The organism is Paenibacillus sp. 2KB_20, assembly GCF_052115765.1.
Lineage (GTDB): Bacteria > Bacillota > Bacilli > Paenibacillales > Paenibacillaceae > Paenibacillus_AQ.
Genome location: NZ_JBFRHH010000005.1, coordinates 72,608 through 98,709, shown reverse-complemented (window position 1 = coordinate 98,709; position 26,102 = coordinate 72,608). Strand labels below are relative to the sequence as shown.

Here is a 26,102-nt window from a genome sequence, read left to right as displayed (position 1 = left end):
GTGAAAGGGACGTTATTCCATGAAAGAGGATAAAATCGTTTACGGGTCGATCGACGAATATATTTCAAGCTGCACTCCCGAAGTTCAAAGCATTCTCCAGACATTAAGACAAGTGATCAAGGAGATGGCCCCGGAAGCGAAGGAAAAAATCAGCTATCAGATGCCGACCTTCGATTTTCACGGAAATTTGGTGCATTTTGCGGCATTTAAGAAGCATATCGGTTTTTACCCGGCCCCTAGCGGTATTGAGGCGTTCCAAGATGAGTTAAAGGAATATCATAAGTCCAAAGGTACCTTGCAATTTCCCATCGATAAGCCTTTGCCCTATGACCTGATACGCCGAATCGTTCAATATCGGGTCGAGCAAAACCTGCAAAAGGCAAACAGCAAATCAAAAGGGAAGAAGTCGGTGGAGAGCTGAGATGGAAGACCAGAGAAGGCGGTTTTACTGCCTTCTTTTAAAGTTCCTTTTTCAAATAGTAATGCGTATGCCGTCCGGCATTCTCGATCTTGCCATATACCTCATAACCCTGCTTGATGTAAAAATCCAAGGCTTGAAAGCTCAGTGTATCCAACTTTGCGAACTCGCATTGCTTCCCTATGGCTATTTTTTCCGCCTCGTTCAACAGCTTGGCTCCGTACCCCGATTTACGGTATGGTTCATCCACGAATAAGTAGTGGATCTCCAGCCAGTTCCAGCATATTTCCCCCACAATTCCACCCAAAATCTGACCGTCCGCATTCCTCAACAATAAATTGATTTCCTGGTACCGGCCTTTTAAGTCGTCTGGGAAGTGCTTGAGATTATACGCAATCATTTGGTTTCTTACGTAATTGTTATCGGCACTGTTTGATTCTACAGTTTCATTCGTAAAATAGATTTGCATATCGGTTTGCTCCTTCTAGTATGCCGGTTCACTGATATTCATTAGGATTCGGAACCATTGAACCCTATCTTCCTCAACATACCATACCCAGCCCATGGACCGACGGTAAAAAATCTTTTTAAATGAATATGCCCGTGAGGCAGGGGAATGCCTATGCTATACTGTGGTTGTTATTTTATCCGTTTCATCTAAGGGAGGATTGTCCTAACATGTGTTGCATCGCATTCATACGTATTCGTTAATGAAGGTACAGAACATCTAAATCCATCCATTTTCATGTAAAAATGCGAAGGATTATTTGTGCTGTGCCTTTTTCATTACTATACGAATGAATGAGGTGCTTTTTTGTGTCCAAAAATAATAAAAATCATCGGGAAAAGTTGAAGAAACCGTCTAACTTTTCCGCGCAGCATTTATTAATCAGTAAACGGCTGATTCATGATATGATCGATTTGGCCCAGATCCGATCCACCGATACCGTTCTCGATATCGGAGCAGGGACAGGGGCATTAACCTTTCCGCTGGCAGAGAAGGCGGCACATGTGCTTGCGATCGAGACAGATCCGGCGTTTGTGGATAAACTGTTCAGCAAGATAAAAGATGGAAGCAACATTCGCGTCAAGCAGTCTGATTTCCTGGAGGTTCCTCTTCCGAAAAGTCCGTTTGCCGTCGTGGCGAATATTCCGTATTCGATCACCACGCCGATCATGGCGAAGCTGTTGGGTCATCCCGGCGTGCCGCTGCAGCGAGCCGTGCTGCTTGTGGAAAAGGGTGCAGCCAAACGTTTTACGGCAGTTCCTGTTCAAGATCCGCGTATCTTAAGCTGGAGGATGCATTACGACATTCGGCTCGTGCGAACCATATCGCCTCAACATTTTGCGCCGCCTCCCAAAGTGGATTCCGCTATTCTAGCTATCAACCGGAGGAAGAAGCCGCTCATTGCCACGCAGCATCAGCCGAAGTTTACAGCGCTGGCAGCCTACGGATTGCGGGACTCGCGGCTGCCGTTATTCGTGGCCATAGCGGGCGTATTCACACCTCCCCAGATTACGAAGCTGGTCCGATTGCTGGGGGTGAATCGAGAGCTCCCCATCAGTAGGCTGAACGAAGAGCAGTGGGGAACTGTATTCCATACGATGCTCCAGCATGTGCCGTCAAGTCGTTGGCCGAAACTTTCTACAAGCTCCAAAGGCAAATCCAAGAAAAGAAAATAACATTCGATGGAGATCTCCGTCGTTTCTAATACGATCACTTTTAAAATATTCGCAGAATTTGCTTGACCCTGACACTAGTGTCAGGGTTTACAATGAAATCGAATCGTTCATCTAGGAGGCGTAGAAGCATGAAAATCGGAGAACTTGCAGCCCGTACCGGAGTCAGCATCCGTTCGCTTCGATACTACGAACAGCAAGGACTGCTTATGCCGGTTCGCAACGAGAACGGATACCGGGAGTATTCGAGCCTCGCAGAAGAACAGGTGCGTACGATCCAGTTGTATTTGAATCTGGGGTTGTCCACCGAGCAGATCGCTGGTTTCCTGCATTGCGTCTTGAAAAATAAAGAGGCGTTTTGCGCGGAAGTGTTCCCGATTTTCCGTCAAAAAATTGCCGAGATCGAGGCGCAAATTCACCAGCTGAATCATATCAAGATGAATCTGGAGGAACGCATGCAATCGATTCTGGATGAACGAGAATCGGAAGAAGCGGAGGAATGCAAATGAGTTTATCACAAATAGATGCAGCCAGCTTTCAAAGCGCGATTAAACAGAATGGAGTCACTCTTGTTGAATTTGGAGCCAAGTGGTGCCCGCCGTGCAAAGTGCTGCTTCCCATCCTGGATGAGCTGAGTCAGGAAGAAGCGGGTCGCCTGGATGTCTATCAGGTGGATTGTGACGAATCCCCGGAGCTTGCCGCTCAATTCGGCATTATGTCCATGCCGACGGTGATTGTGTTTCATAACGGAGAACCGGCAGACAAACTTATTGGACTTCGGCCTAAGAGTGTGTATCAAGCGGCGATAGGCCGTTATGTATCATAGAATTGAATAATCGATGAATGAGCGAAAACGCCTCTGATGTTTGATGACACAGAGGCGTTTTCTATTGATGAAGAGGGCATTATTCGCCGTGTATCGAATTCTTATATAGCAACCGTAACAAGCTGCTGAAGCTGTTTGGGATCATCTGATGATAGGATTTTTTGTGAATAAATATATGTCTGGCAAGGCGCAGAAGCGAAGATTTTTAAGGAGGTGCTTTAATTGACAACAGAGATCTTTTTCTCAACGAACTCCATCGGTCATGTAACGGATGAGCAGCTTCAAGCTATGCTGAACAGACACCATCTAGGGAACCTCATTTCAGCTGAGAAAACGTCTGAGGGAGTAGGAAATCAGACGCTGTTCATTAACTCGAGCCAAGGAAGCTATGTATTAAAGGGAAATCCTCTTTATGCAGGGCAGTTGGTTGAAGAGAAATTTTATACGGACTATTTGCAAGAGTATACATCACTGCCTTTATCGGCCCCATATCTGTTAGATGAATCCATCGATATATTCGGCTGGAGCTACGCGATCATGCCTCGTCTTCATGGCGTACATATGAATGATCCACAACTTAGAGCAAGGCTTGATGCAGCCGATCGAATAGATATTGCCTCTTCAGCAGCTAACATTTTAAATGAAATGCACGGCTGGAAAGTGGATCAGTATGGCGAGCTCGATCCGAAAACGCGAAGAATTCGCCCGTTTGAGGGATCTTATAAAGAGTGGCTCTACCAGCGAATTCGGTTTTGGTTGGAGGATGCCAAACAATATTCCCAGATCACTCCAACCGATACGGAATGGGTAGAAGAGGTACTGCGTGACTCGGCGGATGAGTTCGATAAGCATGGCTCACCCACTTTTGTTATGGGGGATTTCAAAGCAGAGAATATGCTGGTAGCGTATGATACGGATTGCCAGGAGTGGCGAATCAGCGGCATTTTTGATTTTACAACCGGATATTTTGGGGATGGAGCAGCGGATTTGCCTAAGATGGTGCTTATGTACTGGGATTTCGAGGAACAGGAGGTAGCGCGGCATTTTATACAGATGTACTTACAGGGCTCTGCAAATAAGGAAGGCTTTGTTGATCGATTTAGGGTGCATATGCTCCATCAGCGTATATTGGATTGGGGATGTGCCAAAGCGATTGGTGCAGTCACTTGGGATCCGCAACTAACCTTTTCCGAATGGGCAAAAGATTATGTTTATGCCATGGACTACTTGAGATAGTGGGATTGCATCATGTACTGAGTAGAATAACTTGAACGATTTTGTCAGGTCTCGGATAAAGGACAGAGCAGTCTTTACAGACTTAAGCTCTGTTCTTTTTTTTAGATATCAGAAAGTATAAACTTCGAAGCATGGCCTACCTGATATCGCAAGAAAAACAACATCTAAACGCGGTCTGTCTTCTTTGAGAGGACGTCGATAGACGTTTGTCTTATATGCTTGTGGAATTCCGGATTGACCTTCACATGATGTGATGGTTTACAATGCGGTTAACCGAATGAGAAGGAGTTGCTGCGTGTGCATATTAGTGAATTGTTACGTAAAAGGCAACCGCGGAATTGGAAAAGAGATTGCAAGACAGCTTGCTGCCAATGGACTTCATGTGGTCATTACATCCCGGGACGAAGAGAAGGGGAGGCTGGCTGTTCAAGAATTGCTTGCAGATGGGCTCCTTGTGAAGCTGTACGTGGCGGATGTCCATGAAATCAACGATGTGGCACGGATGATGGAGCGAGCGGGGAGTATTTCCGTGAGCGGCAGCGAATTGCTTGGTAATGTGGCGGGATATTCGGTATACAGGGGAAGACGTCTCTTGTTTGATTTACCGATGATGCTGCTGCTAATGATTAGCATTATAAAAATACTCTGAAAAAGCCCCATTTCGAAGATGCTGATGTATAATAATCGGTATCAGGAGGTGCAGGGTATGAGTGATATCAACATTTTTGGCCATCAGGCTTTGTTTGAACATGTCTACAAAAGTGCTCCAATTGGCATTGCCCTGGTTACGATAGAAGGAAATTGGATCAGCGTAAATCCTGCGGCTTGCAAAATGTTTGGCTTCACGGAAGAAGAATTGATGTCACAGCCGGCAACCGATTATATTTATTCTGATTGCATTAACAATAAAGATAAATTGTATCAGTCTTTGGACGAGTCGTCCTCAACTATTGCGGTGGAAAAACAATTCGTACACAGGGACGGCCATGGCATCTGGGCATCGATGCATGTTTCTCTGGTTCGTGACGAAAAGGATCAAACCCCTTTATTTTTCATTTCGCAAATTGTTGATATTACCCAGAGCAAGATAGCCGAGCGAAAGCTCCAAGAGAGTATTGAACGCTACACTTCGCTGAAGAAGTATAACCATGATGCGATCATCTCCTTCAATCTGGAGGGGAGGATTATTAACGGGAACCAGATGGCAGAGCAGTTGACTGGTTATAAGATTCCGGAATTAATTGGAACCAAGATCTCGAATTTGATCGGTGAACGTAACCTTACCCGCGTACTTTCTGTTTCAGCTGATTATGTTGCTGTCGAGAAGGGCATTAACGTCATCCATCACAAAGACGGACATACGGTTGAAGTGCTCGCTACACTGGCACCCATTGTCATTCATAACAAGAATGTGGGTTTTTACATCATTGCCAAGGACATGACGGAGCAGAAGAGGCTCATCATCGAGAAGGAAGCAGCCGAGAAGACAAATAAAGCCAAGAGTGAGTTTCTGGCGATGATGAGCCATGAGATCCGTACGCCGATGAATGGTGTTATCGGGATGACGGACCTGATACTTGAGACGGAGCTTGATGAGGAGCAGCGGGACTATGTACAGATCATTAAGAAAAGCGGGACAACCCTTCTGAACATCATCAATGATATTTTAGACTTTTCAAAAATCGAATCGGGCAGAACAGAGCTGGTGGAGGAAACATTTAACCTAAGAACGGCTTTGTCCGAGACATTGAACCTGATTCTTCCGAAGGCGCTGGAGAAAAATATTGAGGTGACCACTTCTGTAGCTTCTGACGTGCCGAATCAAGTGTATGGGGATGTGACGAAGCTGAGGCAAGTCTTAATGAACCTGCTTAGTAATGCCATTAAATTTACACCTAATGGCGCCGTCTCCATCTCTGTGCAGTGTGTCGAGAACCAAGGGAACTCGGCCCTTATCCAATTCTCCGTTATGGATACGGGCATAGGTGTGTCGAGTGAGAAGGTTGCGCAGCTATTTGAACCCTTTTATCAAGTGGACCATTATATGACCCGCAAGGTGGAAGGGACGGGACTGGGGCTGGCGATCTGTAAAAAACTCGTTCAGTTGATGGGCGGAGATATCTGGTATGAGAAGAATCAGAACCAGCCGGGGTCTGTCTTTACGTTTACGGTTGATTTTTCGTTTGAGTCGAATGCTGGCAACAAACAGGAGAATGAGGCCGTTCACGAGAATCACTCCTTAGGAAACGATCTGAAAATTTTAATTGCCGAGGATAATGAGGTGAATCAGTTAGTCCTCAAGAAAATGATTGAGAAGCTGGGATACAATTCGACCACCGTCCAGAATGGACTTGAGGCGGTTGAAGCCCTCGAGCGTTACTCGTATGACATCGTGTTCATGGACATTCAGATGCCCTTCATGGATGGAACGGAAGCGGTCCGCGTCATAAAAGAATCGGCATCATCCGAAAAAGAGCCTTATATCGTGGCCGTCACGGCCCATGCGATCAAAGGCGATCGCGAGAAATATTTAGGGATGGGCATGGACGAGTATGTAAGCAAGCCTGTCAGCATGAGTGTTATTTCGGCCATTATTGATAAGTTTCTGGCTGAACGAAATATGTCTCAAGCCTAAACAGATGAAAGCTCAAGTGATGTCGCTTGAGCTTTTGTTCATTCCACTGCTGAGTAATTAGGAATCAAATAGTATTATGCAGCTGCCCATCTGCCGTCGCAGGACGTAGAGGTGGTGAGTGCAATACGGCCTGCGGGAAGGTTCCCGACAGGCCGTTAATGATATATGTGTCCTAAGAGGCGTTACCGGTTACGCTGCTTCCGCTCTTTGTAAGATTGTAGGTGATGACCTCACCGCTCCAAAAATGGAACTTGAGAATCACATCTCCGTCTCTGACCTCATTAAAAAAGGTAGGCTTGAGCTTGATTTCACCGGTCGAGTAGGAAGGGGAGAACGTATACTCAAACTCTTTGAAGGAGGTCCAGTCCTGTGGTCCTGCATTGCCTCCTGTTGCATATACCGCCTCCATCGTGGCTAGCTGATCTCCGTTGGATGTCGTTGGAATGCTGAACGAATCAGTAGTTCCCTGCGTGTTACGCAGAACAGGCTTATTATGGAGGATGACCCTGAAATTCCAGTCCGCACCGCGGTTGAATTTGGCCGCCAATACAGCATTCACGCCGAATTGGCCGGATGAAGTTAGCCTGGTCAGCAGGCTGGATGTAAACGTGATCGTATTTCCGTTAAGCGTATAATCCTGCCCGGCGACGAGCAGCTGTCCGTTTGTGCGGACTTCGTTTAACGTGTTGCCGTTTAAGTTCAAAGGTATGCTTTTATCCTGGGCAGCAGCTCCCTTTTTTAAGAAGATCAGGTCAGTGTCAGCGGTCGATGAGCGCCGGCTCCAACCCGCCTTCATGATGTTGTACAGTTCCGGATCGGACCAGGTAAAAGCGGTTCGCTTAAAGTGCTGGCCGTTGTCCCACAACATATGGGTAATGTTCTTCTGTTTGAGATAATAGGTTAGATATTCAAAGAACTTCAGTTTCTCCCCCTGCTCAATCACTCCCGTGCTCTGATCGAAGCCGAGCAGTCCGTATTCACCCAGGATGACGGGAATTCCTCTGGCGATAAAGGTGTTATACACATTGTTGAATGTTTGCTCGATATCGTTCCGGGTATCCGTCTCAAAACGGGTATAACCCGCGATGTTCACGCTGAACGGCCAAAATCCATAATAATGGACTGTGGCAATGAGATTGGCATCATTCAGCTTCGTCATGGTGTTGTATAGCTCGTTCATTCTATCCTGAGTTGGAGAGGCCTCCAGGGTTGATAGCACAAGCAGCCGGGTTGCGTTACGTGCTCCAGAGCCGCGGACGATCCGATGGAATGACATATGAAGTTCATCCAGCATCTGAAATGCTTTCGTCTCGTCGGTGGTCCCGCCATCCGAGAAGCGGGGTTCATTGACGCTCTCAAACATCAGATTGTTGGAATGGTTCCGGAAGCGATGGGCCACTTGGGTCCAAATCGCGTTGTACTTGGCAACGACCTCGTTGCGGTTGTGCTCCATATGGCTGATCCATAGCCAAGAATCGTGATGCACGTTGATCATTACGTACAAATCGGCGTCAAGCGCCCAATCGACAACCTCTTGTACCCGGTCCATGTAAGCGGCGTCGATGATATAGTTCGGTCCGCTGCCGATATGGTTGTTCCAAGTAACCGGAATGCGGATACTCTTATACCCCTGTGCTGCGATTTGGTCGATCAGGGCTTTGGTAATGCGCGGATTTCCCCATGCTGTTTCGTCAGCCCCCACGGCATCCAGTGAATTGCCAAGGTTCCAGCCGGGCTGCATATCATTGACGTAAGCTTGGGGATTTTTCTTTTGAGATCTTGGATGTTCGTTTTTTGTTGCGGATGCGAAAGACGGGAATAGTGAAATGACCAGAACAGCGATAAGAGCCAAGGAACATAGGGATTTCTTATTCAGGTTTATCATTAGCATCTCCTTAGTCATGAAGTTGTAAATCGATGTTTAACTAGAATGACTTCGTGTGAGATATCTGCTGGGTGTAGAATTCTTACTGTCACGAGGGAATCTTAAAGGTAGACATTCACCTCCAAACCTTTATTGAAAGCGATTTCTAAGTTAAATTATCATATTTTCCCATTTGGAAGTACCCGGATAATTCGTCATAAAATCATGTAGAAATTAGTTATGAGATACAGGTGGTTACAGAAGAGGGCTTGATGGGTGGAAGGGGATAAAAAGAGCTGTTCCTCCTGTCATATTTGACAGGAGGAACAGCTCTTATGTTATAGAATGTTATTCTACCTTCGACTAAGGCTTTTTAATTAAAACAAGCGTTTTGGATGCTTCGGATAAAGGTGTTACGGATTGAGCACTCGAAGCGATTTTCTTATCTTTGGACAGTACCGACAAGACATAAACGGCGTATTCCGTATTGTCTTGTATGTCTTTTCCGAAGGCATCTTTAGCAGGGATATCAATCAGAGTCGAGATATCTTTGCCATCGGGTTTTATTGTTGCGTTCTTATCCTCTTTCGCAGCGGCTGCCGTTGCAGCTTTAAGATCGAAGTTCTTGATGTTGTCTTTCTCTACAAACAACAGGCGGTATGCCGTAATGCTGCGCTCATCGATCGCTTTCTTGAAATCAACTTGAAGCTTCCCGCTTGCATCCAGCTTGGCTGTAACGCCCGTTGTCCGGATCGGGTTCGGGATTTCGAATTCCGAAGAAGAATTGGAGATGCTGTTGTTGGTAGAAACAGTGCCATCAGCTACAGCAAGGATGTAAACCCTATATTTAGTACCAGTTACGATAGCTGCACCGTTGACGTCCGCTAAACCTGCGGACAATTTGTGCTCGATTCTGTTAGGAGATGGCGATACCTTCGTATACAATTGTTCCTTGGTGACTTTGTTGGCGTCGTCCAGTCCGAAACTTTGGTTGCTCGGTACGACCATGATTCGATATTCTTTAACACTTCCTGAGGAAGGATTAAATTTGACAACAATGTCGCTGCTGTTGCCGTTGGTGCTTTCAATCCCGGCATACACGTCCGAAGGAACCGTGACGGCGCTACCCGTAAGCTTAATCGGTGCAGATGGTGCCGACAGGGCATTACTTATTGAACCATTGTTGCTTACGGACAATACGAAAACTTGATAATCCACCAAATTGCGTATTGGCTCATTGTTAACATCTCTTGTTCCAGCTCTCAGAACATCCTCAAAATTGGAGCCGATCGGTACTCTGTCGAAGTAAGATACATTGTTAGCTTGAGCTACATTAAAGTTACCAGCGTTAGCTTGCTTCACGACCATGATCCGGTATTCCTTAATGTTGGTTTCATTTGCAGCCTTGGTAAACGATACTTTCAAGTCGCTTGCGTTATTATTATCGTTCACATCAGCTGCCGTAACGTTCGTAGCCTTACCAACTTCAGTCACGCCTTGTATTGTTACGTCACGAGAGACGGATGAAAGTGCTCTGCCGTAATTCGAGTAGCCTACCGACAAGACATACACCCGGTAGCTTGAACCTCTTTGAATGAGATCCCCATCAGAATCCTTGGTCGTGTTGGTCAAATCTCGAGTGATAGTGCCGCCGGTTTTGTAAACCGTGGTGTAATTCTTGTTGTCATAAGCTTGGGACACAGTCAGGCTCTTGGAAGACTTCACAACGAGAATCCGGTAATGGTCGATGAAGTTTTCACCATTAGCAGGATTGAAGGCGACTCTAAGGTCGCTTCCGTCACCATTATTGCCGATAATGGACAATGTTGGCGTGGAAACTGGGTTTACATTGCCCTGATTGTTGTTTCCAAGCGTAATCGATGAGTAATTGGATAATGCATTGTTATTGCCCGAATATCCTACGGACAGGACGTATACGCGATAGCTGATACCATTGCGAATCAGCTCTCCATCGATATCACGGCTGTTGGAATTCAGGCTTTGAGTAATGTAGTTGCTGCTGTTATTCTTATTGATTTGAGTGTAATAATAGCTGTTGTTTAAGTTATTGGCTCTATTCAGATCAAAATAACTATCAGATGATTTTACAACGAATACCTGGTAATAGCTGATGTTAGAACGATCAGACGGCTGGGTGAATGACACCTGCAGATCGCGTCCGTCATTGTAGTTGTTCACGTCAGTGACGGACAGATTGGTAACTGCGCCCAGATTGGTACTGGAACTCAAGATGATGGAGCTCGATGGAGCGGACAGCACGTTGTTATTGGAGTTATTGTAGTCCACGGCCATGACGAATACGCGATAGTACACACCGTTGCGAATCGTTGCTCCGTCTACGTCTCTAGCACCCGACGCCAGCGTCAAGTTGTTGATGTTATTCCCGGTTTTGTTGACTTGGGTGTAGTTGTAGCTGGACACAGCATTGGCTTTGCTCAAGTTGAAGCTGCTGTAATTGCTGTCCTTTACGACAAACACGCGATAAGAGTGAATGTTGGATTCGTTGGATACCTTGTTAAAGCTTACCCGAAGGTCGCGGCCATCACCATAATCGCTGATATCCGTCACTTGCGTAATGGATGGAACCGTTGCGGTTCCTGTGTTGAGCGTGATGGAAGACGAACCTGAAGACAGGTTGCTTGCAAGCACACTCTCGTTGCTGCTGACAGATAGGACAAACACAGTGTAAGCGACACCGCTTCGGATGAGCTCATTTGAAGTATCGCGAGCAGAAGAACTCAGCGTCGTGGACAGCGTTGTATTCGTCGTACTGGTTTTGCTCACCGTCGTATAATTCTGGCTTGGGACGGATTTGGCTGCCGCCAGATTAAAGTTGGCAACATCCTTCGTTTTTACCGCAAATACGCGATAGTTGGTTACATTGCTCTCGTTCTGGGCACGCGTGAAGCTGACCTGCAGATCACGGCCATCGCCGTAGTCGCTCACATCGCTTGCCTTCACGTTGGTTGCCCCGTTCACCGAATTGGTGTTGGTCAGCGTCAACGACGGCGAAGCCGAGGAAAGGGCATATGTGCCGCCTGTGTCGCTAACTGCCAATACGTAAGCTTTATAAGACTGGTTATCGCGGATAAGATCATTATCCACATCCCTTGAACCCGACGTGAGGGTCAGAGTCTGATCCGAGCCGGACGGGTACACCGTTGTGTAAGCTGCGGAGGACACGCGCTGTGCCTCTGATTGGTTTAACGTCTTGGACTGCTTCACAATCATCACGCGGTAATGCGATATTAATGATTCGGTCGACGATTTGGAGAAGCTGACCTGCAGATCGCGGCCGTCGCCGGCGTTGCCGATGTCCCGAAGGGTCACATAATTCACCGGTACGATACCGGTATTATTTCCACCGCCGCCTGAATTGTTCGTTGTTTTGACGGTGACCGTTTTCGTTTTGGAATTCCAGCCGATTTTTTGACCGAGGGCTTCACTTACGAAGCGCACTGGAACCATGGTATTTCCTTTTAAGTTTTTCGCCGGAACATCCAGCGCTACCGTCTTGTTATTGATGGTGGCCGTCTTGGAGTTGATTTTTAGAATGACGGTTGTGCCATTCTTGGTCGCTGTGACGGTTTTCGTTTTTTGATTCCACTTGACCGATGCATCCAAGGCTTCGAAGATGGATCTCATCGGAAGCATGACGCGTCCTTGGATCATGATAGGTGCTTGAGGCGTATACAGCTTGACACCGTCAATCAAGACGCTGATGTTCACTGCCGCCTGTGCCTGCGATTGGAATGTCATGGGGATTAACAGTATAGCTGCTAGCAAGGCAGTCCATATTCTTTTCACACACTCAACCTCCTGAAATTTAGCTTTGTTATTATTTTCCTCTACAATATGACGCATTGGCCTTGAATAAAGTTTCAACTATAACATCGGCAATACAAAAATATTTTTTAGTACCTGACCATAAAGAAGGGAAGAGACAGCAGAGGTTTGCTGTTTTTCTTCCCTTTATTGAAAGCAGTGTCCTGCAGGAATGGATAAGATGCCGGGATCGTTTGTTTTGATATTTCGGATGCAGGATGGGCATATGGGGTTGATGGGAATTGGAATCAAAGTCCGAAGGGGGGCACCCAGCCACCGGGGATGGATAAAAATCATCGAGTACTTCCAGTCGGCGGGATTCTCGGGATGGCAGGCGTGAGGGAGCAGCGGCGGATAGGTTCAATATAAGGAAGGTGTTATGTTTGTTCAAAGATCGTGTTGTTTTTTATATAACTTTACAGAAATATAACTGTGTAGTAATATAATGAACATGTTGAACGATAACCTTTTTGAAGTATTGGCAGAACCGAACCGCAGGACGATATTGGACCACCTGCGCGTAAAAGAGTACACGGTGGGCGAGATGGTAGATCTCGTGCAGCTCAGTCAACCCGGCGTATCAAAGCATTTGCGCATCTTGAGGGAGGCTGGTCTAGTCTCTCTGCGGAAAGAGGCTCAAAGGCATGTGTACAGCCTGAATGCCAAGCCTCTGGAGGAAATCCATGACTGGCTGGAGCCTTATCGTCAATTCTGGACGAACAAGCTGGATGATCTGGAGAGACTGCTGGATGAGGATGAAGCTCCTTGAACATCGGAATGTAATTTGATTGAAAGAACCCATGTTGAATAATACATTCTTGAGGAGGATGAAAAATGCTGGCAGTTGTACAGCAAGACGAGTTCGGAACGACCGTCCGATTTGAACGCCGTCTGAAGCATTCGGTTGAGAAGGTGTGGTCTTATCTGACGGATAATGGCAAGCTGACGCAGTGGTTTTCGGAGCTGAAGGTGGAAGATTTGCGCCAAGGCGGCAGAATTACATTTGACATGCAGGACGGAACGTTCGAAGAATTTGAAATTACGGACTATCGGGAGTTATCGGTATTGGAGTATACGTGGGGAGAGGACCGGGTGCGTTTTGAGCTGCATCCCGAGGCCGAAGGCTGTCGTCTGGTATTGATCGAGATGATAACGAAAATTACGGATCATACACCGAAGGATATTGCCGGTTGGGACGTATGTCTGGACGTCATTGGGGCTCTCCTGGATGGCAGGACGCTGGAATCGCGCAAAGAGGCCTGGTCCGAAAAATATGAGCAATACGTTCAAGTATTTGAACAATTGCCCCGCGTATAATAAATCTGCTCCTTCTGAGCATGTAAACATGCCGGGTCGGAGCTTTTTATTGGAAGATGGATGAATTGCATTTATAATCGGGTAAGGGATATATTCCCATATGGAAATCGCCGGGGTGGAGGGGTTAAAATGCCGGATTACACGGTACACATCATGCAGCTTAGAGAAGATAACTATCATAACGGGCTTAAGCTGGGTCGCAGTCTGCGAAATCAACCGATATTGAAAGCATTCGAAGCAGTCACCAAACCGAATATCGACACGGAACAGTTGAAGAGCATCTATAACGAGTTTGCCCCACAGCTGCTATCGGAGCTTGAAGGACTGGCGGAAGGCTTGGAAATGCCGTTTCCCAAGGCCGCCGCTCTCCTAGGGGGATACGATGTTCCAAAGATCGCGGCCATGGGCTGTTCGGCGATGATTACCCCTTCGTATTACGTAAGAAATTACGATTTTACGCCTGCGTTTTACGATGGTTATTTTACCGCGGCTCAACCCGAACAAGGCTTGGCGACCGTAGGTTATAATTTGCAGGCCATAGGTCGGCATGACGGGGTTAATGAAAAGGGACTTGCCGCCGGGCTGCACTTTGTGAGCTTTGACGGATACCGGACGGGCCTGTCGCCATGGGTCGGCGTTCGGATGATATTGGAATCATGCGCTACCGTAGAAGAAGTGTCTTATATGCTGCGCCATATTCCCCATGCGGCTTGCTATAACTTTTCAATAGGAGATGCACGAGGGAACATGGCCGTTGTCGAAGCAAGTCCGGATCAAGTCATTACCCGTGCGGGCGGGGAGGCGGCAATCGCCTGCGGTAACCATTACGAAGCGTTGACGGGTAAGAACAGGCCTTCCATCGAGCATTCCCTTGGGCGTAAACGTTACATCGATGGCCTGGATGCCACACAGTTGACCCAAACTGAAGCATTCGGTTTGTTTAAGGAGCGAGAGTCCCCGTTGTTTTTTACGGATTACGACGATTTGTTTGGAACGCTGCATACCTTTTCGTACGCCTTCGAAGAAGGAAGAGTCATGACTTCGCTTGCTCAGGGCAGTGCGCTTGATTTTTCGTTCAGGGATTGGGTCGAGGGCAAGGATATCCCGGCAGCGGAGTTGACCGGACATATCGATTGACTTTAAATCCATCAGAGAAGCGCTTCTTCGCAGGTGAAGAAGCGCTTTTTTTTGTGCTGCTCGGGTTATTTCGAATTTGGAACATTCTGTGACATTGCCATCGCGGGGGCTGCTGCGTTTTCTTTGGCCGATTTGTTTATGCTACACTGGATTAAAGAACCATTTCATTGAATGAACGCTATAACAAGGAATCTAACAACGGAAAATGCACAGATACGAGGCATAGCACAATGATTGCGGCAGATGCCGAAGGACGTATCAATACGCGGTGAACAGCCCTACGGCTAGAGCTCAGGTTAAGCCTCCATTTGGGTTACATAAGTTTACATAACGATTCAAGCCGAAATTGCAACCATGAGTTGGGAGTGGAGTAACATGGCTTTTGTGAGCATGAAGGATGAATATAAGCGCTACCGGATGGGAGAGACCACCATTGTAGCCAATGATGGAATCAACCTGGAGATCGAAAAAGGCGAGTTTGCGATCATAGTCGGTCCCAGCGGCGCAGGTAAATCCACGGTGCTGAATATATTGGGCGGCATGGATACCGCGGATGAGGGACAAGTGCTGGTGGATGGAACGGATATTGCCAGGTTTAACAGCAAGGAGTTGACCGGCTATCGGCGCAATGACGTCGGATTTGTGTTTCAATTTTATAATCTGGTTCCCAATCTGACGACCAAAGAAAATGTGGAACTGGCTTCGCAGATTTCTCCCCGGGCTTTGGACGCCGAACAAGTACTACGGGATGTCGGCCTTGGTAATCGTCTGAACAATTTTCCGGCACAGCTGTCCGGCGGGGAACAGCAGCGGGTAGCGATTGCCAGAGCACTCGCCAAGCAGCCGAAGCTGCTTCTCTGCGATGAACCCACGGGTGCGCTTGATTACCATACCGGAAAGCAGGTGCTGAAGCTGCTCCAAGACACCTGCCGCCATACCGGAACGACGGTTATCGTCATTACGCATAATTCTGCCCTGACGCCGATGGCGGATCGGGTCATCGAGATCAACAATGCCAAGGTCCGGAACATGGTTTTGAATCCGACCCCCGTTTCTGTAGACAACATCGAGTGGTAGGGAGATACATATCATGAAGAAAAGAGCGCTGTGGACTGATATTTTCCGGGAAATATCGCGGACAAAAGCTCGGTTTCTGTCCATTTTTGCCATTATTATGCTCGGCGTCGGTTTTTTTGCGGGGATTAAAGCCACGGGTCCAGATATGCTGGACACCGCGGATCACTACTATAGCGATTTAAAGCTGATGGATCTTAAGGTTCAGTCCACCTTGGGTCTCGAACAAAGCGATATCGAGAAGCTGAAGTTGGTTGCCGGAGTGGATGAGGTTCAACCTGGCTACAGCACAGACGTATTCCTCGGTGACAGCGGGCGGATCGCGAAGGTCCTCTCCTATGACCCAGGAAATAATCTGAATCAATATGTGCTTACAGAAGGCCGAATGCCGGAGGCCACAGGGGAAATCGTCATCGACGCAGGAGACCGCGGAAATGAGTTTAAACTGGGGGATCAGATTACCTTTACCAATCCGAATCAGGAAGTCAACCTCAAGAAAAAGTTTGACCACCTAACTTACACGGTTGTGGGAAGGGCGAAGAGTCCGCTGTTCATCAGCAGCATGAGCCGGGGAACGAGCGGCATCGGTAAGGGGACAGCGGATGTGTTCGCCGTTATACCGGAGAAGGACTTTAAACTATCTGTATATACGGAAGCCTACCTGACCTTTCAAGACACCGCTGAATCAGCTCCCTATACGCCTGAGTATGACGAGAAGATCAAACGGCACAAAGAAGCGGTAGAACTGGCACTGGAGACCATGCCGCAGGAGCGGCTGACAGAGATTCGTGTCAACGGTCAGAAGAAGCTGGATGAGGCCATGGACAAAATCGAGGATGCCAAGAAACAGCTGGCCGATGCGGAGCAGAAGTTAAATGATGCGAAGGTCAAGCTGAATGAAGGCGAGCAATCCTACCGCGATGGCGTCAACAAGCTTCAAACCGAGCTGGACCAGGGGCAAGCCAAGCTGGATTCCGCGGCCAAAAAGCTTGCCCAAGGCAGAGCGGAGCTGAAGCGGAATCGGCAGCAGTTGGAGCAAGGACAATCTCAGCTTAAGATGGGTCAAAGTCAACTGGATCAACAGAAGTCGGAGCTGGCACCAAAGCTGGCACAAGGGCAGCAATTAGCGAAGGCGCTGCAGCAAATCTCCGGTTTAGATCCGGAGGGCATACCGGAAGAGCAGAGGCAAGAACTGCTCTCGGCGGCTCAGGCGGCCGATCCGAAACTAGGAGCAGCTACTACGGGTTTCATGGGAGGCACTTTGGATGGCGCTGCTTTGCAAAAGGCTGCTTCTGCGTTCCAGAGCGGTTTAAACGAAGCTTCCCTGCAGCTGGATAACGCTCAGCAGAAGCTGCATGCAAGCCGAGCAGAGCTGAAAGAAGGACAAGCCAAGCTTCGGGAAGCCGAGCGTCAGCTTGTGCAGGGTGAAGCTTCGTTGAAGCAAGGAACGGAGGAGCTTGCTGCGGCTAAACAGGCAGGGGAAGCCAAGCTCGCGGATGCGAAAGCGGAGCTTATCGAAGGGCAGGAGGAGTACCAGGAGGGCCTAAAGAAATTTAATGAAGAAAAAGTAAAAGCTGAACGGGAAATCGCGGATGGCGAGAAGGAAGTGGCTGAGGGACAGAAGGAGCTGGATCAGCTCGAGCTGCCCAAAGTCTACGTTATGGACCGCAGCGTCAATCCGGGGTATACCGAGTACAGCGATAATGCAGACCGCTTATCTTCCATTGCAACGGCATTCCCGGTGTTCTTTTTCCTGATCGCCGCCCTCGTCAGCCTGACAACGATGACTCGGATGGTTGAGGAGCAGCGGTTGCAGATTGGAACCTTGAAAGCACTTGGATACAGCAACCGGGATGTGATGAAAAAATTTCTGGTCTATTCGACGCTGGCCAGTGTTGCGGCCTCAGCAGCCGGACTGGCTATCGGCTTCACCTTGTTTCCTGCGATTATCTATGATGCTTACGGCGCTTTATATAATCTGCCGGATGTGCGAACCCGTTTTTATCTCAGCTACAGCATTATCTCGATTGTCGTGGCTGTGCTCTGTACGACCATGACAGCTTATGTGGCAACGCGAGTGGAACTTCGAAGCAACGCTTCGGTCCTGATGCGTCCAAGAGCGCCTAAGAACGGATCCCGCATATGGCTGGAGCGAGTGCCTTGGGTGTGGAACCGACTCGGTTTTATTGGAAAAGTAACCGCCCGCAATCTGTTCCGCTACAAGCAGCGGATGTTTATGACTGTCTGCGGCGTTGCCGGTTGCACGGCTCTGATTCTGACCGGTTTCGGTCTCAAGGATTCCATCGGGGATATCGCGCCGCTGCAATACGGAAAGATCATGCAGCATCAAGCGACGGTTGTATTTCAAGACGATAACGGCGATAGCAGCATGCTGGAGGATTATAACAAGCGCATTGCGGATACGCCGGAGATTACGGGTATTTTGAATGTGACCCAAGAGGCGATGACCGCGACCGCCCCCGGGGTGAACGCCCAGGATGTGAGTTTGTTCGTGCCGCAATCGCCGGAGGAGATCGATTCCTTTATCGTCCTGAAATCCCGTGGGCAAGAGAAGACACTGTCCCTGACGGATGACGGTGCGATCATTACCGAGAAGCTCGCCAAGCTGTTTGATCTCAAGATCGGCAGTACTTTCACCGTCCAGAACAGCGACAACCATCCTTATGAGATACGTGTAGCCGGGATAACGGAGAACTATGCTATGCACTACGTCTATATGACGCCGCTGTATTACGAAGAGATTTTTGATGGGACGCCGGAAGTGAACAGTCAATTGCTGACGTATGACAACAACAATCACGATCCGGAGTGGGAGGACCAGCTTGGAGAAACGTTAACCGCAAGCCAGCGGGTGGCGATGGTCAGCTTCACGAGTGGAGTAAGCAATGCCTTTAGTGATACGATGGACAGCATGAACGTCGTGGTGGTTGTCCTGATTGTATCTGCAGCAGCGCTCGCGTTTGTCGTCCTGTACAATCTGACGAATATTAACGTATCTGAGCGGATACGGGAGCTGTCAACGATCAAGGTGCTTGGCTTCTATGATAAGGAAGTAACCATGTACATTTATCGCGAAAATATGATTCTGACCGTGCTGGGGATCATAGCGGGCAGTCTGGGAGGCGTGTTCCTGCACCGGTTCGTTCTCCTGACCGCGGAAGTGGACGCGATGATGTTCAGTCCCGCCATCCATGGAATCAGTTACGGCTATGCGGCACTGCTGACACTGTTGTTCTCGGCCATTGTCATGGCCTCCATGCATTACAAACTGAAGCGGATTGATATGATTGAAGCGCTGAAATCAGTGGAATAGATATATGTTTCAACAAGAGAGCCCTATTCGAGAGGAGACAATCCTGAAGAATAGGCTCTCTTTTTCATCTCCGGTGTACAGCTCCCTACACATGTCAACCATTGCGTTTTGAAATGTGCATTCCCGTGATATTTTTAATCAGCCGGTAAGTTATAGGAGAAAATATATTATAATAGACATATCCAGCTCTTGTACGAACTAATATTGCTACTACATGAAGACCAGTGGGTAATTGATGATAGAACATGATAAAGGTCTTCAGCCTCGGAGGAATGCATATGGGAATGGTCTTCTCGATCTTGAAAAAGTACCGCGTAGCAGCGATTGCGGCACTGGTCATGATGCTGATTGAGCTCACCGTTGAGCTGATTCAGCCGCTGCTCATCTCTAAAATCATTGACGACGGCATTCAGAAACAGGATTTGTCCGTCGTATGGATGTGGGGAGCCGTTTTAACTGGAAGCGCTATTATTGCCTTTATAGCGGGGATATCCAGCTCTTTTTTTGCGGCGCATACGAGTCAGGGACTCGGCTATGATCTGCGTGATCAGCTGTATGAAAAGGTGCAGTCCTTCTCCTATTCGATTTTTAACCGGTTTGCTACCTCATCATTGATTACCAGACTTACGGGTGACGTCACCCAGATTCAGGATACGGTGTTCATGGGTTTACGGTTTATGACGCGTGTTCCGCTAGTTGTGTTAGGAAGCATTATCATGGCATTGGTCGTGAATGTGAAGCTGGGCATGCTGCTTGTCCTTACCGTGCCGTTGTTGTTTATTTTTATCGCTTGGATTATGAAGCGGGCAGCGGATGCGTTCCGCAATGTACAGCAGCGACTGGATGCGGTAAACGGTGTCATCCAGGAGAATTTGACCGGGATCCGGTTGATTCGCGTATTCGTGCGCATGGGTCACGAGATTGAACGCTTTGGCCGTACCTCGGGCAAGCTGATGAGCACTACGATCTCGACCTTGCGATTAACGGAAACGACGATGCCGTTTATTCTTCTCATTATGAATGCAGGGATTATGGCGGTCCTGTGGTTTGGCCGCAAAGACATCGCGTCCGGCAGTGCCAGCGTCGGCGAAGTGGTTGCCGTTGTCAATTATTCTCTACGTTGTATTGGTGCCATGTCCGCCCTGTCTTGGGTTGTCGTTGCCTTCTCCCGGGGGCGCGCTTCCGCCCAGCGGACGCAGGAAGTTTTAAAGACCGAAGAGGATGCAGCAAGCGCGGGTAAGGATAAAAATAAAAAGGTTGAAATTCAAGGGGGCGTGAAGTTCGAGCAAGTGAGCTTCAGCTACCCGGGCAGCGATATCGACGTGCTGACGGATATTTCCTTTGAAGCGAGGCCCGGAGAGCGGATCGCGATTATGGGAGCAACAGGTTCCGGCAAATCTTCGTTAGTGCAGCTGATTCCACGGCTTTACGAGGAAGAGAAGGGGACCGTGCTCGTAGACGGAATGGATGCCGGATCGATCGATGAGGTGAATCTGCGCAGCAGCATCGGTTATGTGCCGCAGGAAGTGCTGCTCTTCTCCGGTACGGTCCGGGAGAACATTGCCTGGGGACGCGAGGATGCTTCCATGGAGGAAATTAAAGAAGCGGCGCGCAGAGCCCAAATCCATGATACCATCGAGCATTTGCCTAAGGGCTATGACACGATGCTGGGCCAGCGGGGAGTCAACTTGTCCGGCGGGCAGAAGCAGCGCTTGTCCATTGCACGAGCACTCGTACGAAAGCCCGCCATCCTTATTCTGGACGACAGCACCAGCGCCCTTGACGTCCGTACGGAAGGTGCCTTGCTGGATGCCCTGAAGGATTTGTCCTGCACGACGTTTTTGATCACGCAGAAGATCAGCTCGACCACTTCGGCTGATTTGATTCTGCTGCTGGATGATGGGCGTTTGATTGGAAAAGGGAACCACGACGCTTTGATGGAAAGTTCCGCTCTGTATCGACGCATCTATGAATCCCAATACGGAGAGGAGGCGCAGCAGCATGCTCAAGGCATTCACTGAACCGTTTCGTCATCCAAGACCGAAGATCGATCTTGGCAACAATAAGGATGCCGGCAAGGGCGGTAAGCCAAAAGCCAAGGCCAAAAACTGGTCGGCTACCCTCTCCAGAATATGGGCTTATCTTGCCCGCCGCAAAGGGAAGCTCGCACTTGTACTGCTGATGGTGATGTTCAGTTCGGGCCTGGCGCTGCTCGGTCCCTATCTGCTCGGCGTCGGGGTGGACAAATTTCTGGATGATGTACGTAATCCGGACAGCTCCATCGACTCGGCCTGGTTGTATTTTCTCGTTGGCCTAGCCGCCGTCTATGTCCTTCAGGCTTTAACCACCTGGCTGCACAACGTCTGGATGATCGGCATCGCTCAAGAAACGGTGTACCGGATGCGGATGGATCTGTTCACGCATCTGCACCGGCTCCCGATACCGTTCTATGGCAAGCGCCAACAGGGTGAGATCATGAGCCGTCTGACGAACGATATCGAGAACGTGAGCTCAACGCTGAACAGCTCAGCCATTCAAATCTTCTCGAGCGCGCTGACCTTAATCGGTACATTATCCGTCATGTTATGGCTTAGCCCGCTGCTTACGCTACTGACCTTCCTGGTTGTGCCGCTGATGATGATGGGGATGCGCTGGATCACCCGACGGACAGGCCCCTTGTTCAAAGAGCGTCAACGCAACCTGGGGGATCTGAACGGGTATATTGAAGAAACGCTGTCAGGACAGCGGATTATTAAGGCTTTTTCCCAGGAAGAACGGGTTGTCCGCGAATTTGATGAGCGCAATCAACGGATTCGCCTTTCGGGCTTCTGGGCGCAGAGCATCTCAGGCTTTATTCCGAAACTGATGAACGGACTCAACAACTTGAGCTTTGCGATCGTAGCGGGAATTGGCGGTATCATGGCGATCCAGGGACATATTACGATCGGCGTCATCATTATATTTGAGAGTTACGCGCGACAGTTTACGAGACCGCTGAACGATCTGGCGAACCAATGGAATACGCTGCTATCAGCCATCGCGGGTGCGGAACGCGTATTCGAAGTGCTGGATGAAGAGGTTGAAGCGAAGGATGAAGGGGCTGCTGTCACGCTGAAAAGCGTGGAGGGTGCGGTGAAGTTCGACAACGTATCGTTTTCTTATGAAAAAGACGGAGACACGCTGGAAGGAATCAGCTTTGAAGCGAAACCCGGCGAGATGATTGCGCTGGTCGGTCCGACCGGCGCAGGGAAAACGACCTTAATTCAGCTTCTCTCCCGGTTCTACGATCCGAACAGCGGAAGCATAACCCTCGACGGGCGGGATATTTCTTCGATTCGCAGGGAGAGCCTGCGCTCGCAGATGGCTTTTGTGCTGCAGGATTCCTTCCTCTTCCAGGGCACGATCCGGGAGAATATCCGCTTCGGACGGCTGGATGCCACCGATGAGGAAGTGGAAGAAGCCGCGAAGCTGGCCAATGCCCACTCGTTTATCGTGCGGATGAAGGACGGTTATGACAAGAAACTCAAGCCTGACGGCAGTGGCATCAGCCAAGGCCAGAAGCAGCTGCTAGCGATCGCGAGGGCGATTCTGGCCAACCCTTCCATGCTGGTGCTGGATGAAGCGACAAGCAGCATCGATACGGTAACGGAGATCAAGATCCAGGAAGGATTGCAGCGGTTAATGAAGGGAAGGACGAGCTTCGTGATTGCCCATCGTCTAAATACGATCCGCTCGGCGGACCGCATCCTGGTGCTGAAGGATGGGCGCCTGCTGGAGCAAGGCTCTCATGATGAACTGCTGAAGCAGGGAGGGTTCTACAGCGACCTGTATTACGGCCAGCTGAAACGAGCAGCCATGTAATATTGCACCAGTGCCAAGGTGGAGGAGTGTACCATCAACGTCCAGCATCACTTTGCTGCCGCGGTTTCCGCAATGAGGTTTTACCCGGCATAGACTATGGTTGTCTGTTGAGGGCATCATGCCATATTGGAACACGCATTAAAATAGAATCAAAACCACCGGAGAGGCTTGAAGAAGCCTATTGTTACTCCGGTGGTTTTTCTATTGACCTGGTTAATCTGTTGTTCTCTCCTTACTTAGAAACTGGGGTTTGAACCTGCAGCTTACGCTGTCCCGCTCTGCCAAATTGCAGCATAAACAGCAGGAGAACTCCAGCTTGTAAGGCAAACAGGACGATATAGATGTTGCTGTAGGTGGAGGCTCCCTGGAACAGATTCAGCGGATTCCAGGAACTTCCTGCGCCAAGATCGACGGCTTTGCCGTATACCCCTGTGGCGATCGCACCTGACAGGAAGTTGAGCAGAGAGAACAATCCCATACCGACGCCGGTTTGTTCTTTGGGCAGCGACAAGGAAATCGTCTTGGAGAGCGAGATTTGCATAAACATTTGCCCCACATTGCCGAAGATCAGAAACAGCGCAATGAGGAATGGCGATATGCCCGCGAAGGTGGACAACAGAGCGAAACAGACCAGAAGCAGGGTGGACGCTATATAGAATAGATAACGTGTTCCCTTGGTATCCGCGAGCTTACCGCCTCTTCCGCCAAGCATGGCCGTGACGATGGCTCCCGGCACCATGACAAATCCGATCCACCCCGGAGCCAAACCGTTAATATTCGCCAACAGCTGTGGAGTTAGAAAGGGCAGGGCGTAACCGACACTCACGATGAATATGGCGAGCATTAGTCCGACTGAGTAGCTTTTGTTGCTGAATAAACGTGGCTGAACAAAAGGCTCTTTAGCCGATCGAATGCGCAGGAGGAATAACAGGAACAGCATGAAGCTGCCTAAACCATATATCCAGCTTCCCTGTGTCACCGCAAGGAGCAGCAGCGCAACCGTCCCTGCCAGAAGACCGCCACCGAGCCAATCGATCCGTCCCCCCTGGCCTTGTTCATTGCCCAAATATTTGCGGTACAAGGGCAAGGTGACGAGGATCAACACCGGGATGAAGAAGAGCCATCTCCAGTGAAACACACTGACGATCAAAGCCGAGACCACCGGCCCAATTGCGCTTCCGATCGCGAGTCCGGTAGCGGTTATGCCAAGCGCGCGGCCACGGCTTTCTGCCGGGAAGTAACGGACGGGTATGATCATGGCTGTTGCCGGAATGACGGCTGCCCCCGCAGCCTGAAGTATCCGGCCCAGCAGGACCATCCAGTAGGCTTGTGCCGATAAGCCTGTAATGGAACCGACAAAGAAGAGGAGCAAACCGAAGGTGAGCAGATTTTTGAGTTTATAGGTGTCAGCCAATTTTCCGTATATGACAGAGCCTATGGCATATATCAGCATGTAAATCGAAGATACCCAACTGACTTGGGCAAAGGAAAGCTGGAATTGCTTGCTGATTTCCGGAAGTACGATATTAAACATGGTTGCGCTCATCGATGAGAGAATCATTGTAAAAGCCAGAATGCGTATTAATTTTTCAGCCGATGGTGGTTGTTGCTGATGTTCGTTCATGTTATTTCCCCCTTTCCTTTGGTTACGATTTATTCTACAATCGATAGTTAATAAATAAAAATATATATTATGACATGCATTCATATACTTTAGGTTATCAATAAAGGAGGAAGATACCGTGGAACTGCTTCAGCTGCATTATTTTCAGACGGTGGCTAGAATGGAGCATATGACCAAAGCTGCGAAGGAACTTCGAATTGCCCAGCCTGCGCTCAGCAAGACGATTGCCCGGTTGGAGGAAGATTTGGGAGTACAACTGTTTGATCGGCAGAATCGCCAAATCAAGCTCAATTCATTCGGAAAGGCTTTTTTGAAAAGCGTAGATACGGCACTTTCGGCCATTGAGGAAGGCAAGAGAGAGGTGTCGGATTTGGCAGGTATGGAGAGGGGAAGCATACGTATTGCAACGACGGCGCTAAGCCGGCTGTCCAGAGCACTGGGTGCTTTCCGCACACGGTATCCTGAAGTGAATTTCCGCATTGTCCAGATTGCGCCCGACTCGATGATGGAGATGGTTCAGTTGTTGGAGAACGGAGAGGTCGATCTATGCTTTACCGCAGCAGCATTGGATGAAGACAATATTCGGGAGATCCCGGTCCTCCATGCCGAGGTGTTCTTGGCGGTGCCTCACGGTCATCGATTGGCTGGACGGACCAACATAACCCTTCAGGAGGTAGCGGGGGAAGCATTCATCGAATACAAAGCAGGCCACCCGTTTCGAAAAATGAACGAGGAGTTCTGCCGTTTGGCCGGGATCAGCCGGAATGTCGTCTGTGAAGTGGATGAACCTGCAGCTTTGGCCAGCCTCGTATCCGCCGGACTTGGGGCGGCATTTGTACCCGGTTGCAAAGGGGATGAACAGCCGTCCTTCGCGATGGTGCGCATCGAGAAGCCTTCCTGCTACCGCACCTTCACCGTAGCTTGGCTGGAGCGGCGATATCTGTCTAAGGCAGCCAGGGAGTTCCAGTCCTTCCTGATAGAGTATTTCGGCGAGTTTCAGGGGCCGATGAAGCATAGGGACGTGATCTGACAACGTGTACCAGCGTATATGATGATGACGTCGGAGCAATTTCATGCTCCAACAACGAAGTCTTCAAACTCCCTTGGTGGTTTCTTTCGAAACTGGCCTGGGAGAAGAAGGCTTCTTTCGTACTATCAGGTTAGCCAGAATCTTCTGGTTGACCTTTTTGTACGCCGAATCCCTTCACGATTTACCTTCCGAAAAAAGTCTTGCCTGAAATGGAACGTTC

General features: G+C 49.0%; 19 protein-coding genes. 15 read left to right on the top strand and 4 right to left on the bottom strand.

From position 1 onward, the window contains the following. Positions 1 to 19: 19 nt before the first annotated feature. Entirely contained in the window at positions 20 to 421 is a 402-nt protein-coding gene (locus AB4124_RS15115; protein WP_098742399.1) for an iron chaperone, read from the top strand. Between the two features lie 37 nt (positions 422 to 458). On the opposite strand, the gene AB4124_RS15110 is transcribed toward AB4124_RS15115, so the two are convergent. Next, entirely contained in the window at positions 459 to 887 is a 429-nt protein-coding gene (locus tag AB4124_RS15110; protein ID WP_076322955.1) for a GNAT family N-acetyltransferase, read from the bottom strand. Positions 888 to 1,234: 347 nt separating this feature from the next. Between AB4124_RS15110 and erm the strand changes: the two genes are divergently transcribed. From erm to AB4124_RS15080, 6 genes are all read left to right on the top strand, one after another. Beyond that, positions 1,235 to 2,101: a 23S ribosomal RNA methyltransferase Erm gene (gene erm / locus AB4124_RS15105; RefSeq protein ID WP_441973352.1), complete on the top strand. Its 867-nt coding sequence runs from the start codon at positions 1,235 to 1,237 to the stop codon at positions 2,099 to 2,101. Positions 2,102 to 2,229: 128 nt separating this feature from the next. Next, a complete protein-coding gene (locus AB4124_RS15100; RefSeq protein ID WP_076322957.1) occupies positions 2,230 to 2,607 on the top strand; it encodes a MerR family transcriptional regulator in 378 nt (125 codons plus the stop codon). Next, positions 2,604 to 2,924: a thioredoxin family protein gene (locus tag AB4124_RS15095; RefSeq protein WP_339271185.1), complete on the top strand. Its 321-nt coding sequence runs from the start codon at positions 2,604 to 2,606 to the stop codon at positions 2,922 to 2,924. Before AB4124_RS15100 ends, AB4124_RS15095 begins: the two co-directional genes overlap by 4 nt. A 222-nt stretch (positions 2,925 to 3,146) precedes the next feature. Beyond that, on the top strand, positions 3,147 to 4,160 hold the full coding sequence (locus tag AB4124_RS15090; protein WP_441973351.1) for a phosphotransferase family protein: 1,014 nt from the start codon (positions 3,147 to 3,149) through the stop codon (positions 4,158 to 4,160). Positions 4,161 to 4,455: 295 nt separating this feature from the next. Then, positions 4,456 to 4,809, top strand: a complete 354-nt coding sequence (locus tag AB4124_RS15085; RefSeq protein ID WP_441973350.1) for an SDR family NAD(P)-dependent oxidoreductase — start codon at positions 4,456 to 4,458, stop codon at positions 4,807 to 4,809. A 57-nt stretch (positions 4,810 to 4,866) separates the two neighbouring features. Further along, entirely contained in the window at positions 4,867 to 6,795 is a 1,929-nt protein-coding gene (locus AB4124_RS15080) for a PAS domain S-box protein (protein WP_441973349.1), read from the top strand. Between the two features lie 172 nt (positions 6,796 to 6,967). On the opposite strand, the gene AB4124_RS15075 is transcribed toward AB4124_RS15080, so the two are convergent. Further along, complete coding sequence (locus AB4124_RS15075; protein WP_441973348.1) at positions 6,968 to 8,680, bottom strand: cellulase family glycosylhydrolase; 1,713 nt, start codon at positions 8,678 to 8,680, stop codon at positions 6,968 to 6,970. Between the two features lie 342 nt (positions 8,681 to 9,022). Then, positions 9,023 to 12,487 carry a stalk domain-containing protein gene (locus AB4124_RS15070; protein ID WP_441973347.1) on the bottom strand — a complete coding sequence of 1,155 codons (3,465 nt, stop codon included), beginning with the start codon at positions 12,485 to 12,487 and terminating at the stop codon, positions 9,023 to 9,025. A 469-nt stretch (positions 12,488 to 12,956) separates the two neighbouring features. Here AB4124_RS15070 and AB4124_RS15065 point away from each other — a divergent pair, with 469 nt between their 5' ends. The 7 genes from AB4124_RS15065 to AB4124_RS15035 all read left to right on the top strand — a co-directional run bounded on the left by AB4124_RS15065 (position 12,957) and on the right by AB4124_RS15035 (position 23,228). Further along, complete coding sequence (locus AB4124_RS15065; RefSeq protein ID WP_430111535.1) at positions 12,957 to 13,274, top strand: ArsR/SmtB family transcription factor; 318 nt, start codon at positions 12,957 to 12,959, stop codon at positions 13,272 to 13,274. A gap of 65 nt (positions 13,275 to 13,339) precedes the next feature. Further along, on the top strand, positions 13,340 to 13,822 hold the full coding sequence (locus tag AB4124_RS15060; protein WP_441973346.1) for an SRPBCC family protein: 483 nt from the start codon (positions 13,340 to 13,342) through the stop codon (positions 13,820 to 13,822). 129 nt (positions 13,823 to 13,951) lie between these two features. Then, positions 13,952 to 14,959 (top strand): C45 family autoproteolytic acyltransferase/hydolase, encoded by a 1,008-nt coding sequence (locus AB4124_RS15055; protein ID WP_441973345.1) that lies wholly within the window; start codon positions 13,952 to 13,954, stop codon positions 14,957 to 14,959. A gap of 375 nt (positions 14,960 to 15,334) precedes the next feature. Next, positions 15,335 to 16,036, top strand: coding sequence for an ABC transporter ATP-binding protein (locus AB4124_RS15050; RefSeq protein ID WP_430180452.1), 702 nt, complete (start codon positions 15,335 to 15,337; stop codon positions 16,034 to 16,036). A 13-nt stretch (positions 16,037 to 16,049) separates the two neighbouring features. Further along, positions 16,050 to 19,367: an FtsX-like permease family protein gene (locus AB4124_RS15045; RefSeq protein ID WP_441973344.1), complete on the top strand. Its 3,318-nt coding sequence runs from the start codon at positions 16,050 to 16,052 to the stop codon at positions 19,365 to 19,367. A gap of 278 nt (positions 19,368 to 19,645) precedes the next feature. After that, positions 19,646 to 21,388, top strand: coding sequence for an ABC transporter ATP-binding protein (locus AB4124_RS15040; protein ID WP_441973343.1), 1,743 nt, complete (start codon positions 19,646 to 19,648; stop codon positions 21,386 to 21,388). Continuing rightward, entirely contained in the window at positions 21,369 to 23,228 is a 1,860-nt protein-coding gene (locus AB4124_RS15035; RefSeq protein WP_441973342.1) for an ABC transporter ATP-binding protein, read from the top strand. Before AB4124_RS15040 ends, AB4124_RS15035 begins: the two co-directional genes overlap by 20 nt. 232 nt (positions 23,229 to 23,460) lie before the next feature. Here the strand turns inward: AB4124_RS15035 and AB4124_RS15030 are convergent, their stop codons facing one another. Continuing rightward, the gene (locus tag AB4124_RS15030) at positions 23,461 to 24,852 is read right to left on the bottom strand and encodes an MFS transporter (RefSeq protein WP_441973341.1); all 1,392 of its coding nucleotides are present in this window, start codon (positions 24,850 to 24,852) and stop codon (positions 23,461 to 23,463) included. Positions 24,853 to 24,970: 118 nt separating this feature from the next. Here AB4124_RS15030 and AB4124_RS15025 point away from each other — a divergent pair, with 118 nt between their 5' ends. Further along, positions 24,971 to 25,882, top strand: coding sequence for a LysR family transcriptional regulator (locus AB4124_RS15025; RefSeq protein WP_441973340.1), 912 nt, complete (start codon positions 24,971 to 24,973; stop codon positions 25,880 to 25,882). Positions 25,883 to 26,102 lie beyond the last annotated feature (220 nt).